The sequence below is a fragment of the Pedobacter kyonggii genome (assembly GCF_004310665.1).
GTDB lineage: Bacteria > Bacteroidota > Bacteroidia > Sphingobacteriales > Sphingobacteriaceae > Pedobacter > Pedobacter kyonggii.
In genome coordinates, this window is record NZ_SIXF01000002.1 from 155,481 (window position 1) to 171,809 (window position 16,329).

Consider the following 16,329-nt stretch of genomic DNA (forward strand, 5'->3'; position numbering starts at 1 on the left):
AACTGCTATCAATTTTATTGTTATCACTGGTCGTTGCGCTGATGATCGTTCATTTTAAAGACATTAAAAATTCCCGTAATAAAAATGGATAAACACTTTTTTGGCCTCACAGACACCGGCAAATCCAGAGACAACAACGAGGACAGCTTTATTGTTAAGCCTCTTACCAGCGATCAGTTGATTTTGGCAGCTGTAATAGATGGCGTAGGTGGCTATCACGGCGGCGAAGTAGCGGCGGGTATTGCTACGGAACAGATTTCGATGCAATTCTCAGATCGTCCAGCCGATCCAATCTCGCAGATGATCATGGCGTTCAGGAATACAAATGAAGTGATCATTGCCAAAAAGCAAACAGAAACAGACCTTTCTGAAATGGCCTGTGTGGCCACTATGGTAATTGCGGATATTGAGCACAATCAATTTTATTATGCGCACGTTGGTGATACCCGATTATACCTGCTACGGGACGGATCGCTGATCAAAATCTCTAAAGACCATTCATTTGTAGGTTTTCTGGAAGATTCGGGAAGATTGGACGAGGCTGCTGCTATGCAGCATCCAAAACGCAATGAAATTAATAAGGCAATCGGTTTCAGCGATCAGATTGCTGCCGATGAGAGCTATATTGAAACCGGTCAATCTCCTTTCCTGCCGGGCGATCTTCTCTTATTATGCAGTGATGGGTTGACCGATATGGTAAACAGGCAGGATATCACCACCCTGCTTCTCCAAGGGGATACACTTGCTAAAAAAGCAGGCAATCTCATCGCGCTTGCCAATGAAAATGGAGGCCGTGACAACATTACCGTTGTGCTGCTGCAGAATAACAAAGCGCCTCAAAAGGTAATGCCAACCAGGCCAGACTTTACACAACAGCCCCAGGCAGCCGCAGGAGCAGAAAATAATGAGGCGATACCGACGCCTGAAAGTCCAGCACCGGCAATTCATGCAACGCCCAAAAGAAATTATTGGTTCACTGCGCTGGTTATTTTATGCCTCATCCTTCTCGGCACTACCGTATTTTTGTATTTGCAGAACCCGCACACTACAGATACGGTCTCTACCCTTAATCCATCACCAAAACAAAAAGTGAGAAACAGCCAGGAGCAGTTACTACAAGATGCATTTGACCATGCCCTGTGGGACACGCTGGTACTATCAGACTCGATTTTTAAAAGTCCGGTCCTGATCAGCGATACGTTAAGTCTGCGGAAAGATACCCTGTATGTTATCGCAAAGGGCATTGTGCTGCAAGCGGATAGCGGATACAAAGGTGCAGCCATAACGATGCGCGCTCAATCCAGGCTATTGAAGCTTGACAGCCTGCAGTTTAAAGGTTTCGCTACCGCTATCGCCATTTCAGACCAGGCACTGTTACTCAAAAATGTCACCTTCACCAATTGTTTAATCCCGGTACAGAATAGCATCCATTTCCCTGACCGGAAACCGGTAAATGCAGCACTAATGAAGATTGATCCACTAAAAGGTAACACCCCTAAAACCGCAGATTCAAAAAATGGAGCAGAATAAAGGAACTGTCAAAGTGAGCCGGGCTCAGGAAAGGATCTTCATATTAGCCACCGCAACCGTTCTCGCACTCTTTTTTTATCAGTTATACGCGATCATTCAGCCTAGATTTGCAGAAGTTGCTCCACGCTTAAACGCCGGCACGATGGTTAACCTGAATGCGGAAAAACCTGCCGAACATATCCATAACCTACTTAAAAAAGGTTACTATTTTGAAGATCAGCGGGACATTGATCTGATAGAAAAAACCATTGCATCTGCAACGCCAAATGCCGGGCAACTCGACAACATTGGCGAAGTGAACAAACGCAGGTACTTTTTACCTGCAGATGAGGCCTATAAAACAGGGGGGAAATCATTTAAAGCAAGGGTGTTGGCATCCCGGGCATTGCTTGGTTATACCGGTGATGATTCGCTTAGATTCGACCAGGAGCAAAGTAATCCCCGCCCATACCCCTCCCAGGTAAATATCGGCATGGGCGAGCATGATATCAGCGGGAAAATCGTAGCGAATAAAAAAGCTGCGCCTGGTGTTTTAGTCCGTTTGGAAATGATTTTGCCGCAGGACAGTATTTACAATGATGAGCCGACAGAAACCATCAAAAATATAACTGAAAAATCAAATGGCATTACAAAGGTTTATACTTTGGATACTGCCGGTAAACGGAAATTACTTCAGCTCACCGCCTATGCCCGTACCGGTACTGCAGGGGAATTCACTTTTGCCAAGTTGCCCGGCAACCAGGCATTCAAAATATTACCTTTAAAACCAGGTTTTCAGTTTGGCGCCTCAAAGGGCGTACAAAACCTTGATGAAAATACCGCCTTCGCATTTGAACAGCGTCCACATACGATAAAGCTTTTCTCTACCAGGGATTTCAATATCCTCAAAAAGGAAAAATCACTGATCATCAGAACACCTGAGGAATTCAACAAGTGGTTTATGATCATCTGCGGAAGCCTGATCGGTGGATTTTTACTTGTCCACTTCATCCTGTCATGGAAATTCAGCACTACCGATCAGGTTATATTGCCCGTAGTGATGATGCTCACAGGCATCTCATTCCTGATGCTGCTGAGTTTGCAGGATCCGCTGCGCGACCGTTTTTTAGCTAAAGATTCCCTTTTATACCTGCTAATGGGTTTCGGAGGCATCTTATTGATACTGTGCATTAAACTGCGCCGTTTCAATACCGATACCTGGCTTTACCGCCTACTTTTATTTAAGAACATCCGATCAGCCGCAAACGGCTGGCCCTGGGCCCTGGCCGCTATTGGATTGCTGGCACTCACTATCTTATTCGGAACCGGGCCAGAAGGAAGTGGTGTAAAGGTAAACCTGTTCGGATTTCAGCCCAGTGAGGTGGTAAAGTATCTGATCATTTTTTTTCTTGCAGGATTTTTTGCCGTAAACGAGAAACTGATCAGTGAATATATGAGCTGGAAAAAAAGATGGTCATTTTTCTCCTTTGCCCTATTGGCGATACTGTTGACCCTCATGTTATTTCTGATATTGGGAGACCTTGGTCCGGCGATGGTGGTTTGTTTCACCTTTATTATACTATTTTCATTCTCCCGGGGCGATTTTATGTTCATGGCAGGCGCTATCGTGTTGTACGTATTGGCCTCATGGATTTTTGAAAACATATGGATATCCACTGGAATTACCTTGCTTTTGGTCGGTCTGCTAATGTTTTTCGGGCGCAGGCAGCTCAGTGAATCTGCCATCATGGTGCTGGTGATCATGTCGGCTTTTTTAACGATTGATCAGATTCCATATCTGGATCGCATCTTCCCTGGGCCTGTGCAGCGCCTGGGAGATCGCAAAGCAATCTGGCAGGATGCCTGGAACAATGAGGTTTATGGCGGCGACCAGGTGGCCAACGGCCTGTGGGCCATGTCTACAGGCGGCGCAACCGGCCAGGGCGTGGGGCAGGGCTTTGCTAAAACCATTCCAGAAGCACATACCGATATGATCTTACCTTCGATAGGTGAAGAATTTGGATTAACGGGCATGTTATGCATCTTCCTGTTGTTCCTGTTGTACCTTCATCGATCCATTATTATCGGGAGGAGGACCGGATCACCATTTCTCTTTTATTTAAGTGCAGGGGTCGGCGTATCCACCTTTGTACAGTTCCTGCTCATAGCAGGTGGTTCTACCGGTGCGCTACCGCTATCTGGGGTATCCCTGCCCTTTCAAAGTTATGGGGGATCATCACTTGTACTCAATTTTTTAGCCGCCGGATTTTTGATTTCGGTATCTGCTGTCCGAGGCAGCGAAGTACAGATGCAGTACATTGCCAAAGCGCAGGACAAAAACCTGGTTCCGGCCTTGATTGCTGCCTGTTTGGGCATCATGCTATTGGGCGTTAATGTAGCGGGCTATGTGCTAAACAACCGGAAATGGGTAGTACAGCCAGCCTTGGTAGCCGACCGTAGCGGCGCGAGAATGTTCAGTTACAATCCCCGGGTCGCAATATTGATGAGCCGTTTAAAAGCCGGAACCATACACGACCGCAAGGGGATTTTAATGGCAACCAGCAACGTCGACAGTGTGAAGGCGCAACATTTTAAGCTCATCGGTGCGGGTATCCCGAATTACAATCTCGATTCTGCGGTACATCAACGTTTAGACCGGTATTATCCTTTCGAAGAACAACTGTTTTTTTGGACAGGCGATGCAAATTCAGGAATATTTAACGGAAGTGTTAATGGCTATTTTGCCGATTATGAACACGCGGCCGAACTCCGCGGCTTTAAACTGCCTCTAAAGAGCTTTACCGTCCTTGCAAAGAGATACAGCGAAAACCGTTTCCTGGCACGGGGAGTTAAGGAAATGACGGTTGTGAAAAAAGATTACGCCGCACTTTCTCCGTTACTCCTTGCCGGAATCAGCAGCAAAAAGGTGGAAGATTTTAAAAATAAAAACCGCGATGTACAGTTAACCCTGGATGCCGGCCTGCAGACCAAGATTCAAAAGTCTATTGCCCGTGACACTTCATTATCGGATAACCGGGTTTCTGTAGTGATCATGGAAGCAAGTTCTGGCGATGTCCTTACTTCAGCCGTATATCCACTGCCACCCATACATGATTGGGAACGGTTAACCATGACCAATGCAGAACAGAACCAGCTTTCGGGGTGGACAACGACCGCTGACCTTGGCTTTACCAATTTCACACAGCCAGGCTCAACCGCTAAGCTGATTACCGCCATGGCATCCTTCAATAAATTGGGCATGGCTGCTGCCGAAAAAAAATACCAGGTGGCCTCCTGGGAACGTATCCGTACAAAAGGTATCGAGCCGGATGAAACGGGATGGATTGATCTGGAACGGGCGGTGGTGAAATCCAACAACGTCTATTTCATCAAACTTGCAAACCAGGAGCAGCTGCAGGAAAACATGGGCGAGCTGTACTTAAAAACAGGCATGTTCTTACATGGGGCAGGAGGGTATTATTACAATAAGCCCAGCGAAAACGGAGCACAGGAAGAAAAATGGAAACAGCTTTGGCGCAGGACCGAATTCAACACCAAACCAAAGTATGATCCCAACAATATCCGAAGGACCAGGGCAAAGGGAATTTCCGGGATGTCTTGGGGCCAGGGCGCACTCATTGCAACCCCAGCGGCAGTGGCAAGAATGGCTGCGGGGATTGCAAATAATGGAAATATGATTGCAAACAGGTTTGTACTTAAAGTAAGCGATCAGCCACAGTCGATAAAAACTGGTACGAAATTGGTAAACAATCCGGTATACGCCAAACTGATGCAGGAGTACATGATTAAACAGAGCAGTCCAAAAGTGCAAACGCTTGGACTGGCCGTTGCAGGTAAAACCGGTACGCCGGAGCGGATCTGGAAAAAACAGCAGATCAATGATGGCTGGTATGTGTTTTTTGCACCGACTGCAACTGGCAATGGTCATATTGTAGTTTGTATACGCATTGAGGCTACCAAAGGATCATCGGACGCTGTACGATTGGCTGGCAGACATGTAATCCCGTTCTTAAAAGCGGGTGGCTATATTAAAAGCATTGTTCCTTCGGCCAAAACTGATGACAAGGCAGCTATACCGGAATTTAATTGAAAAGATGAAACATTTTAACTCAAACCATCATTCAATAATTTGTATAGCTTCACTACAATTGAGAACAGAGCAGATGTTTAATTCGATATTTTAATAACACAGTAGCAAGCACTAACAAAACATACAGATGAAAATGATATTCGACCTCTTCAAAAGCGCAAGTGGGGAACATCCCGATGATGTGAAGGGAATCAGGCACGCATTACTACAGTTTGTAAAACAGGAGTTACAAAAAGCGGAGGGCGGAGAAGGCGCAAATATCAAAGGCTTGGGTATTTTTATACACTGCAGCCCCGCAGCGCGCCATGTGTATGAAGCTGCCGTGTTTACCGAGGATCCCGACCAATTAAAAAACGAGATACAACGCATCAGTGATGACTATTCCCTGGATCTGCCCTCAGGCTGGTCACTCACAGTTGCTTTCGACGAAGCTATTCCCGACGACGCGGTTGAAATGCAAAATCTGCCGATAGCACTGTTGGTCAAAACCAAAACCCATTTTGTTAAGCAACAGGCTAAAGCCTACCTGAAAGCACTTAGCGGCAAGACTTTACAGCCAAGCTACGAAATAACTTCTGCGGGTGGGAAATACAATATCGGCAGAGATGAAAAGGCACAGTCTGATGAAGGTTATTTCCGCACCAACCACATTGCATTTCCATCGGAAAGTGATGATGAACGAAATAAGTACATCAGCCGGCAGCATGCGCATATCGAATGGGATACCAGCATAGCCAAATTTGTAATCTTCGCAGATGAAGGTGGGATACCGCCCCGCAATAAGGTCAAACTGCGTTCAGCGCTTACCGAAAAGACGGTAAAACTCCATGCTACGCAGATCGGGCAGGAATTAGCCGAGGGAGATCAGATTATCTTAGGCGAATCGGTCGTATTGGAGTTTAGCTTTAAGGCGCAGCATCATGAGTAAAATTTTTACAATTGCAGAAGGGCTACAAAACCTCGGTGCCTTAAAAACCGGTGGGCAGGGATCTGTTTACAAGGGGATGCGCATGGGGCCTGTTTATTCTGCCATCAAACTTATTCCTACACCAATTTACGTGGAAGATGAAAGCGATAAAAACTACCGGAATTTTCTCAATGAAGTGAATAAACTGCAGCAGGTAAACGCCCATCCCAGCCCAAATGTGGTGAAGATACTCAGTTCGGGGATTACCGATAGCGGATCTTTTCCTTATATAGAAATGGAATACATCGAAGGGCCCGAACTCAGCGAACTGCTATTGCCTCCGCATCAAAAAGTTTTCACCATAAAAGAACTGCTGAAAGTCGCTGAACAACTGGCTGCAGCACTTGAACACTGTCATCAGTTTGGGGTCAAACATGGCGATGTTAAAAGCAATAATGTGAAGTACAATACGCTGACCGCCAATTACGTGCTATTGGATTTTGGCCTGGCCATTATGAGTGAAGAGCAGCGCAGAACAAGCATTCGCCATGCCGGGGCAGTAGAATTTATGGCTCCGGAACAGCATGAGGGGAAAATGCTGCTACAAACAGACATTTATAGTTACGGTGTCATCCTGTATGAACTCCTGGCCGGCCAGGTTCCTTTTCCACTCGAAGAGGGAGGTGATACCGCCCGCAATACGGTCATGATATCACATCTCGAAAAGGAAATCCCCGATGCCATGTTACTGCGTAAGAGCAATCTGGAAAATACCTTTCCGGACGATATTCTGCATGCGGAAATGCAGGTGCCCCACTGGTTGATCGAGCTGATCGGGCGATGCCTTCAAAAAAATCCAGATGAACGGTATGCCAATGGAATGGAACTGCAGAAGGCAGTTACTGCGGGAATATTGTCGGTACCACAAGACATCAGGCACAGAGAAAATACTATACCCAATGAGACCTTACATTATGCCGCCTTATATGGTGAGGCACAGCAAAAGAACGAAAAGCTTGAAAAAGAGCTGGCAGCATTAAAACCCCTTGCTTTCAAGGCTGGAATAAAATACAATGGTTCGACTGGTGAATATCACCAGGGAAATTATATCCATGCGCCAAGAAAGGCTTTTTTAGGCTACGCTGCCGCCTGTACTTTAGTTGTCGCCTTTGTAGTTTACAGCTTAGCTAAGACAGAAAACAATAATATTACGGCCTTGCCGACAACCCCATACCGGTCACCATTTGAAATCGCAAATCAGCAATACAGACAAGCGCTGCAAACAGCGAGGGAAGACAGCATCCGGAAAGCAAAAATGCAATGGGCCCAACAAGTAAAAGCAACCGAAAAAGCCAGGAAACAGAACGGTAAAAAGAAGAAGAAATTTCTGGGTATATTCTGAGAAAGCCAGTTACATTATATCTTCCGAAATTTAAATACTTAATGGGGCCTTTTTATTTTAAGGAAGAATTAACATAAGGTTAAATTTTAATGATCTAAGCCCTGGCATCCTCCTAAATTGCTGATATAGCATAGTAATAGATTCTAACTATTCCATTATAGAATTAAATGATTGTGATTAGTTCTTTCAATTCTCTAAATTTATAATAATCTGGTTAAGCTTTAATAAGGAATTAGATTATACTAACAAAAAATATATGGAAAAAGAATCGAACGATATTAGCAAGTGCCCGTTTCATAATGGCAGCATGAAAAGTAATGTAGGTGGTGGCGGTACCAGAAATGGCGACTGGTGGCCAAAGCAGTTAAAGTTGGGTATTTTACGCCAGCATTCTAACTTATCTAACCCAATGGATGGTGAATTTAGTTATGCCGAAGCTTTTAAAAGTTTAGACTTAGCAGCATTAAAAGCAGACCTTCATGCACTGATGACCGATTCGCAAGATTGGTGGCCGGCAGATTTTGGTCACTATGGAGGTTTATTTATCCGTATGGCATGGCACAGTGCCGGAACCTACAGGGTGGGCGATGGGCGTGGTGGTGCCGGTGCCGGATTACAACGTTTTGCACCGCTGAACAGCTGGCCGGATAATGTGAGTCTTGATAAAGCCCGCAGATTACTTTGGCCGATTAAACAAAAATATGGGCGCAAGATTTCGTGGGCAGATTTAATGATCTTAACCGGTAATATTGCCTTAGAATCGATGGGCTTTAAAACCTTTGGTTTTGCCGGCGGTCGCGAGGATGTTTGGGAAGCTGACGAATCGGTATATTGGGGTTCGGAAACCACCTGGTTGGGTGGCGATCTCCGTTACGGACACGGCTCTGATGGTGCAGATAAAGCACATGGTGTAGTGGTTACAGATGATGATGCCGATGGCGACGTACACTCCCGTAATTTAGAAAAACCACTTGCAGCAGTGCAGATGGGATTAATATATGTAAACCCTGAAGGCCCGGATGGAAACCCGGATCCAATTCTTGCTGCTAAAGATATCCGCGATACTTTTGGCCGTATGGCAATGGATGATGAAGAAACAGTAGCATTAATTGCTGGTGGACATACTTTTGGCAAAACCCATGGTGCTGCTTCAGCAGATCATGTAGGTAAAGAGCCCGAAGCTGCTGGTATAGAAAGCCAGGGTTTAGGATGGAACAACAGTTATGCTTCCGGCAAAGGTGCTGATGCGATTACGAGTGGATTAGAAGTAATCTGGACCACCACACCAACACAATGGAGCAATAACTTCTTTGAAAACCTGTTTGGATTTGAATGGGAGTTGACCAAAAGCCCTGCCGGCGCACATCAATGGAAAGCTATAAATGCAGCCGCCATTATTCCTGATGCATTTGACGGTTCGAAAAAACATCTGCCAACGATGCTTACCACCGATCTTTCTTTAAGGTTCGATCCGGCTTATGAAAAAATATCAAGACGTTTCTTAGAAAATCCAGATCAGTTTGCTGATGCATTTGCCCGGGCGTGGTTTAAATTAACCCATCGCGATATGGGGCCTTTGGCACGTTATTTAGGGCCAGATGTACCACAGGAAGAACTGCTTTGGCAAGATCCAATACCTGCGGTTAACCATGCATTGATTAACGAAAGTGATATCGCAACATTAAAGGCAAAAGTATTGACTTCAGGATTGAGTGTGGCCGAACTAGTGTCTACTGCGTGGGCTTCGGCTTCTACTTTCCGCGGTTCTGATAAACGTGGTGGTGCCAATGGTGCACGGATACGTTTGGCTCCTCAAAAAGATTGGGCGGTTAACAATCCTCCACAATTGCAAAAAGTATTGGGCGTATTGGCAGGTATTCAAAATGAATTTAATGCAGCACAAATTGATGATAAGAATGTTTCCTTAGCCGATTTAATTGTATTGGCGGGTGCTGCTGCGGTAGAAAAAGCTGCTGCTGCCGCGGGCCATTCAGTTACAGTGCCTTTTACTCCAGGCCGAATGGATGCTTCGCAAGAGCAAACCGATGTAGAATCTTTTGGTTATTTAGAGCCAGTTGCTGATGGTTTCCGTAACTACCGTAATTCAAAATCTCCTGTTCCTACAGAAGAATTCCTGATTGATAAAGCACAGTTGCTAACTTTGACAGCACCTGAACTAACGGTGTTGGTAGGTGGTTTGCGTGCGCTGGACACGAATTTTGATGGTTCGAAAAATGGTGTCTTAACCGAAAAACCCGGCCAGTTAACTAACGACTTTTTTGTAAACCTACTGGATATGGAAACCGCATGGAAAGCTGTTGCAGAAGATAAAGAACTCTATATCGGAAGCAGCCGTTCAACTGGTCAGCCAAAATGGACCGCAACCCGTGCAGATCTTGTATTTGGTTCTAATGCAGAATTAAGAGCAATAGCAGAGGTGTATGCAAGCTCGGATGGACAAGGCAAATTCGTGAACGACTTTGTGGCCACCTGGAATAAAGTAATGAATTTAGACCGTTTTGATTTAAATTAATCAGAAATACAGCGCAACATTAAAAGGCACCGAAATTTTTTTGGTGCCTTTTTGTATTATCGTTTTTTATCATGGTCTGACACAGATCTCAATCGCTTTTTTTTTGCAGCATCTATTTTTATTCCTTATAACCCAATAAAAAAATATTAAAAGATTTTATTTATTAAAACAATTCTCAAACTTATTTGTCTTTTAATTTCATTAGTTTGTTTGGTTTAGTTTTATTGGTGGATGCGAATAAAACAAAATAATTAGCCTCATAGCAATATGAGGCTTTCTCATTTATATACGACAATAACCCAAACACACATTGGTGATAGGCAATGCTGATCAATAATACTTATAAGAAACCTGATGTGCTTTCTCTTGAAAAAAACTTAATTTTTTTATCAAATTCTTAAAAATACACTTAAGTAGGTGAGGTATAATGATTTTAGATCGAGCCATTTTTTGATTTACCTAGGATATTTACTCAAAAATTTTAGCCCCTGTAAAAGTAATCATACTATAATCGAATTCATACAACAGCGTGATTTTAATTATCAAAATAATATTCTTGATTTTGTGATAAAATATTTAATATTGAATTGATAAATCGATTTATCAATAACCAAATATGATGATGAGCTTAAGAATATTTGCTCCTTGTGGTGCAGTATATGTCTGTGTAGTTTATTTGTGTGTAGTTTTTAACCCGTTTAAAAATACGATCTCCCATCACACAATTGCTTTTAACGCAAAGCCTTCTGATTAAAAATGATGATTTACCGTCAATTATTTTTTATAAAACAATTAATAAAACGTTTTATCAGCCAGCAGTTTAAATTATATATTATTAACTAACCATTTACTAAACCTAAAACCGATGAAAATCAATCTACTAAAGATTTCAGGGCTTTCTGCGCTTTTTTTGCTCAATAGCCCTGCTTTTTCGATGAATCCGGTTACTGAAAAATCCGAGGGGTTTTCCGTGCCAAATATGCCCTTAGTGCATATCCAAAACCGAAAAGTAATTACAGGAACCGTATCAGACGAAAAAAACATGCCTATTCCAGGTGTTGGTATCAAAAACATTTCTTCAGGTAAAACGGCTGTAACCGATGAAGCTGGTAAGTTCAGCATTGAGGCCAACACAAACGATGTAATCCGTTTTTCCTATATGGGTTATCAAAACAAAGATATAACAGTAGGGAACGAAGCGAATATTAGTGTTAAAATGATGCCTGCCGAAGCGAATAAGTTAGATGAAGTAGTGGTAATTGGTTATGGGTCGGTAAAAAAAACAGACCTTACGGGTTCTGTTGGTGTGGTTAAAGCAAGCGAACTTCAGGAACGTCCTTCTTCATCCCTAAACCAAGCACTGGCTGGCCGTATTTCTGGCGTACAGGTAAACACCAACTCGGGTAGACCCGGCGGACAGACGAATATCAAAATCCGCGGATTTAGTTCAATCAACACGAGTAACAATCCGCTTTATGTGGTAGATGGTGTGGCTTTGCCAGTGGGCTCGCAAACACAGAACAGTAACGCTATCGATTACATTAATCCAAGCGATATCGCTTCGGTAGAGGTGTTAAAGGATGCATCTTCAACAGCGATATACGGTGCAAGAGGTGCAAATGGAGTAATTTTAATCACCACGAAAAAAGGAACAGCAAATGCCCAACGCATTACCTATGATGCAGATTTTGGTATAAATACATTGGCGGCACACCATGTTAAAATGCTCGATGCCTTTGAGTATGTTAAAGTGCAGGATCTGGCTTATGAGAATATTAAAGTTTACGACCCCGTAGGTTGGGCAGCAGGAAGTTACGCATCCACACCTGTGCCCAAAGCCGCCAGAATTGCCTTGCCTCAATTTTTCGATAGCAGTGGAAATCCATTATATAATACCGATTGGCTGAAAGAATCTACACAGAACAAACTTTCGCAAAATCACCAGCTGGGTTTTACAGGTGGAAACGAAAATAGCACTTACGGTGTTTTTGCAGGCTATCGCGATGACCAGGGACTTTTACTAAACTCTTATTTAAAACGATATTCAGGCAGGTTTAATTTCGATAGTAAAATTAAACCATGGTTAAAGGTAGGTGGTAATTTGAGCTACAATAACCAGAATGAAAACATTGTTGATCAGGGAACAGGCGGCTTAAATTCAGTCCGTATGATTACAGAAGCATTTCCTTTTCTACCAATTAAACTGGCAGATGGCAAGTGGGGTGATAATAAACTGATTCCATGGGCAGAAGGAGGCTCCAATCCGGTGCACATCTTAACCGATCAAAAATATGGAATGGTTACCCAAACTGCTTTGGGGAGTATTTATTCTACCATTAGCTTTAGCAAAGATTTAGAATTCCGTACCCAGTTAGGCGCCAATATTGTGAGCCGTAACATTAACGAATATAATGCCAAGCAATTATACGGTATCTCTGATGGACAGAATGGAACGGCGAATGTAACCGATGATCGCGAAACCTTCTGGTCATTGGAAAACTATTTAACCTATAACAAACGTTTTGCAGAGTCGCATGCCATTAATGCATTATTGGGTATCTCCTGGCAGGCTACCAGTTTCTTTAGCAATACCAGCCATGCCGAGAACTTTGTAACCGATTTTTACGGAAACAATAACATGGGCTCTGGAAGTAAATCGATTACGGTGGGCTCTAGCCGGAACAGATCGGCTTTTAACTCTTATTTTGGAAGATTGAACTATGCCTTTAAAGATAAATACCTGGTTACTTTTACAGGTAGGGTAGATGGGTCATCCAAATTCGGAGAGAACCATAAATTTGCCTTTTTCCCTTCAGCGGCATTGGCCTGGAAAGCTTCAGATGAAGATTTTCTCAAAGGAAACAAAACCATTTCTAACTTAAAACTAAGAGCCAGTTATGGTTTAAGTGGTAACTCAGAACTTCCTGCCTATCAGTCGCTCGCCACATTGGTTAATAACGCTGCCATTATTAACGATAGTAGGGTAACAGGTATTGGTATCGGCAGGTTGGCGAATCCGGACCTGGTTTGGGAAAAAACAGCACAGGTTGATGCCGGTTTAGAATTGGGCCTGTTTAACAACCGCATTAATTTAGAAGCTGATCTTTATTACAGAAAAACAACCGATATGTTATTGGATGCCCCGGTTCCACGTACTACAGGATACGCGGTGATCAGAAAAAATATTGGGTCGATGCAGAACAAAGGCTTAGATTTAGGAATTAATACGGTAAACGTACAAACAGACAATTTTACCTGGAAAACCAGCTTCAATATCTCCCTTAACCGTAACAAAGTACTCTCTTTGGCCACTCCTGATGATATTTTTGGGGTGGGTAACCCAAATTTCACCAATCAAACGGGTATTATCAGGGTAGGTGAGCCTGTGGGCTCATTCTGGGGGCTTGTACGTTTAGGGACCTGGAGCGAGGCCGAAAGGGCAGAGGCTGCTAAATATGTCAGTTACCGGGGTGGTAAAACTTTGCTTCCGGGCGATATTAAATATTTGGATGTAAACGGCGATCGTGCCATTACAGATGCCGACCGCCAGATTATCGGTAACGGAACACCGAAAGGCTGGGGATCGTTTGGTAATTCATTCCGCTATAAAAACTTAGAGCTGATTGTAGAACTTCAATACTCTTACGGTAATGATGTGTTGAATATGACCCATCACTCGGGTGAAGACAGACAGGTACAGGCCAATAGTTTTGCCAGTGTATTAAATGCCTGGACTCCTCAAAATCAAAATACACCAATTGCTGCAATCAGAGATCAATCTGCCGGATATGTAACCAATGTGGATACCCATTGGTTAGAAGACGGTTCTTTCATCCGTGGAAAAAACCTTTTATTGGGTTATACTTTTGATAAGACACTTGTCGAAAAATTACGCTTAAGCAAACTCCGTGTTTATGCATCGGTTCAAAATTTCTTCCTGGCAACCAAGTATACAGGTAACGACCCTGAGGTAACTACCTATGGAAATGCATTTGCCCAAGGTCAAACATTTTTTGATTATCCAAAGCCAACTACTTTCATGGTAGGTTTAAACATTGGATTATAAACATTAACTATAGAAAGAATATCAACATGAAAATAAACATAAAAAATATCGCTGCTTTGTTGTTGCTAAGCAGCGCTATAATAGGGAATTCGGGATGTAAGAAGTTTTTAGATGAAACAGACCCCACCAATCTTTCACCCGATAATTTTTATACTTTACCAGAACATGCAGAAGCAGGTATTGCTGCTGTTTATGCAGAGATCCGGTTTATTGGAAATGGTGCCGGTATTTATTCCAACAACTGGCAGATGCTTGATGCGCCAACCGGCATACAATCTACCGAAACCGCACAAAACTCCGATCTGAACAATTTGTATTCACTCATTTATGACGGAACAAACCTGCATGTTAACCAAACCTGGAACGGATTTTATAAAGTAATTGCACAAACAAACCTGGTGTTGGATAAAGTTCCGGGCATTAACCCGATGGACAATGCACAGAAAAAAAGGATTTTGGGAGAGGCTGCTTTCATCAGGGCCTGGGCCTATTTTTACCTGGTACGTTTATGGGGCGATGTGCCTTTAATTACTAAACCGATTACCAGCCCTAACGATCCCAATTTTTCTCCTTCACGTGCTCCACAAGAACAGGTTTACAAACTCATTGTTGACGATCTGGTTGCTGCAGAAGCGGCCGGTTTGCCTTTGATGGATGCAAGTGGACGTGTTTCTACAGCAGCAATTAAATCTGAACTGGCAAAAGTATATTTAACCATGGCCGGACAACCCCTTAACAAAGGAGCAGCTTATTATAAATTAGCTGCAGATAAAGCCAAAGAGATAATCGATTATTCAACTGGGAATCCAGCATCACTCGGCCTGCTCCCTAATTATGGAGCCCTGCACGATGCGAAGAATGACAATAAAGTAGAGCATTTATTCGGGATCCAGTACAATGATGCTGCCGGATCTGGTAACCCCTTGCAGTCATCTTATTTACCTTTGCACCAGCCACTGGTTTCTAAAATTGATGGGATTGGAACGGCTATTCCAACAGCAGGTTTTTATGGCTCGTATGAGGCAGGAGATTTAAGGGCTAAAAACAGAGAAGGTTATTTCTTTACCGATTATTATACCGATGGATTTAAAATGCCGCTGATTAACCGCGGTAAGCCTTATGTTTTTAAACACTTCGATCTGGTTGCAAATGGAACACTTGGTGTCGAGGGTACCAGCAGGAGCGATCTGAATATTCCACAGATCCGTTATGCCGAAACCTTATTAATTTATGCCGAAGCACAGAACAGGGCAGATGGCAGTCCGAATGTTGCTGCCTATGCTGCGGTAAATGCAGTACGAAAAAGAGCGCAGTTGGCTGATCTTGCAGGTTTGAGCCAGACACAGTTTGAAGAAGCGGTTTGGAGAGAGCGCTGGCACGAGCTGTGTTACGAAGGTATTACCTGGTTTGATATGGTCCGTTTGCGTAAAGTGTACAATGAAAGTACCAATGGTTTTGATAATTTTGTTGGCCACGTTAATAAAAGTGTAAACCAACCATTGCAAACCAAACATTTATTGTTCCCGATTCCTACTTCAGAAATCAAAAACAATCCTAACCTGACCCCAAATCCAGGTTATTAAACAACAGTATTTTATTATTTCTAATGGTTGGTGTCACACCGACCATAAATAATGTTTTAACAAAAAAAACGGGTGCCCGATATGAGGCATCCGTTTTCATCGTCGTTTCGGCTGAAGCAAAACCGAATAGAGATTCCTCGCCGCCGCTCGGGAGCATACTAAAGCAATGGAGGTGTTTGTCGGCAATTTTACAGCCTTTAACTATTATATGGACAGAT

7 protein-coding genes are annotated in these 16,329 nt (G+C 43.4%); all 7 read left to right on the forward strand.

Annotated elements, in window-relative coordinates; genetic code table 11:
- Positions 1 to 84: 84 nt before the first annotated feature.
- On the forward strand, positions 85 to 1,530 hold the full coding sequence (locus tag EYS08_RS03270) for a PP2C family protein-serine/threonine phosphatase (protein WP_131028424.1): 1,446 nt from the start codon (positions 85 to 87) through the stop codon (positions 1,528 to 1,530).
- Positions 1,517 to 5,620 (forward strand): FtsW/RodA/SpoVE family cell cycle protein, encoded by a 4,104-nt coding sequence (locus EYS08_RS03275; RefSeq protein WP_131028425.1) that lies wholly within the window; start codon positions 1,517 to 1,519, stop codon positions 5,618 to 5,620. Before EYS08_RS03270 ends, EYS08_RS03275 begins: the two co-directional genes overlap by 14 nt.
- Before the next feature lie 127 nt (positions 5,621 to 5,747).
- Positions 5,748 to 6,548, forward strand: a complete 801-nt coding sequence (locus EYS08_RS03280; protein WP_244215843.1) for an FHA domain-containing protein — start codon at positions 5,748 to 5,750, stop codon at positions 6,546 to 6,548.
- Positions 6,541 to 7,929, forward strand: coding sequence for a serine/threonine protein kinase (locus tag EYS08_RS03285; protein ID WP_131028426.1), 1,389 nt, complete (start codon positions 6,541 to 6,543; stop codon positions 7,927 to 7,929). Before EYS08_RS03280 ends, EYS08_RS03285 begins: the two co-directional genes overlap by 8 nt.
- A gap of 256 nt (positions 7,930 to 8,185) precedes the next feature.
- Positions 8,186 to 10,462 carry a catalase/peroxidase HPI gene (gene katG / locus EYS08_RS03290; RefSeq protein ID WP_131028427.1) on the forward strand — a complete coding sequence of 759 codons (2,277 nt, stop codon included), beginning with the start codon at positions 8,186 to 8,188 and terminating at the stop codon, positions 10,460 to 10,462.
- A gap of 865 nt (positions 10,463 to 11,327) precedes the next feature.
- Entirely contained in the window at positions 11,328 to 14,528 is a 3,201-nt protein-coding gene (locus EYS08_RS03295; protein WP_131028428.1) for a SusC/RagA family TonB-linked outer membrane protein, read from the forward strand.
- Positions 14,529 to 14,554: 26 nt separating this feature from the next.
- Positions 14,555 to 16,111: a RagB/SusD family nutrient uptake outer membrane protein gene (locus EYS08_RS03300; RefSeq protein ID WP_131028429.1), complete on the forward strand. Its 1,557-nt coding sequence runs from the start codon at positions 14,555 to 14,557 to the stop codon at positions 16,109 to 16,111.
- The last annotated feature ends 218 nt before the right edge of the window (positions 16,112 to 16,329 follow it).

Excerpts from the sequence above, each read along its gene's own strand:
- EYS08_RS03270 (WP_131028424.1), top strand. The coding sequence starts at position 85 with ATGGATAAACACTTTTTTGGCCTCACAGACACCGGCAAATCCAGAGAC.
- EYS08_RS03275 (WP_131028425.1), top strand. The coding sequence starts at position 1,517 with ATGGAGCAGAATAAAGGAACTGTCAAAGTGAGCCGGGCTCAGGAAAGG.
- EYS08_RS03280 (WP_244215843.1), top strand. The coding sequence starts at position 5,748 with ATGAAAATGATATTCGACCTCTTCAAAAGCGCAAGTGGGGAACATCCC.
- EYS08_RS03285 (WP_131028426.1), top strand. The coding sequence starts at position 6,541 with ATGAGTAAAATTTTTACAATTGCAGAAGGGCTACAAAACCTCGGTGCC.
- katG (WP_131028427.1), top strand. The coding sequence starts at position 8,186 with ATGGAAAAAGAATCGAACGATATTAGCAAGTGCCCGTTTCATAATGGC.
- EYS08_RS03295 (WP_131028428.1), top strand. The coding sequence starts at position 11,328 with ATGAAAATCAATCTACTAAAGATTTCAGGGCTTTCTGCGCTTTTTTTG.
- EYS08_RS03300 (WP_131028429.1), top strand. The coding sequence starts at position 14,555 with ATGAAAATAAACATAAAAAATATCGCTGCTTTGTTGTTGCTAAGCAGC.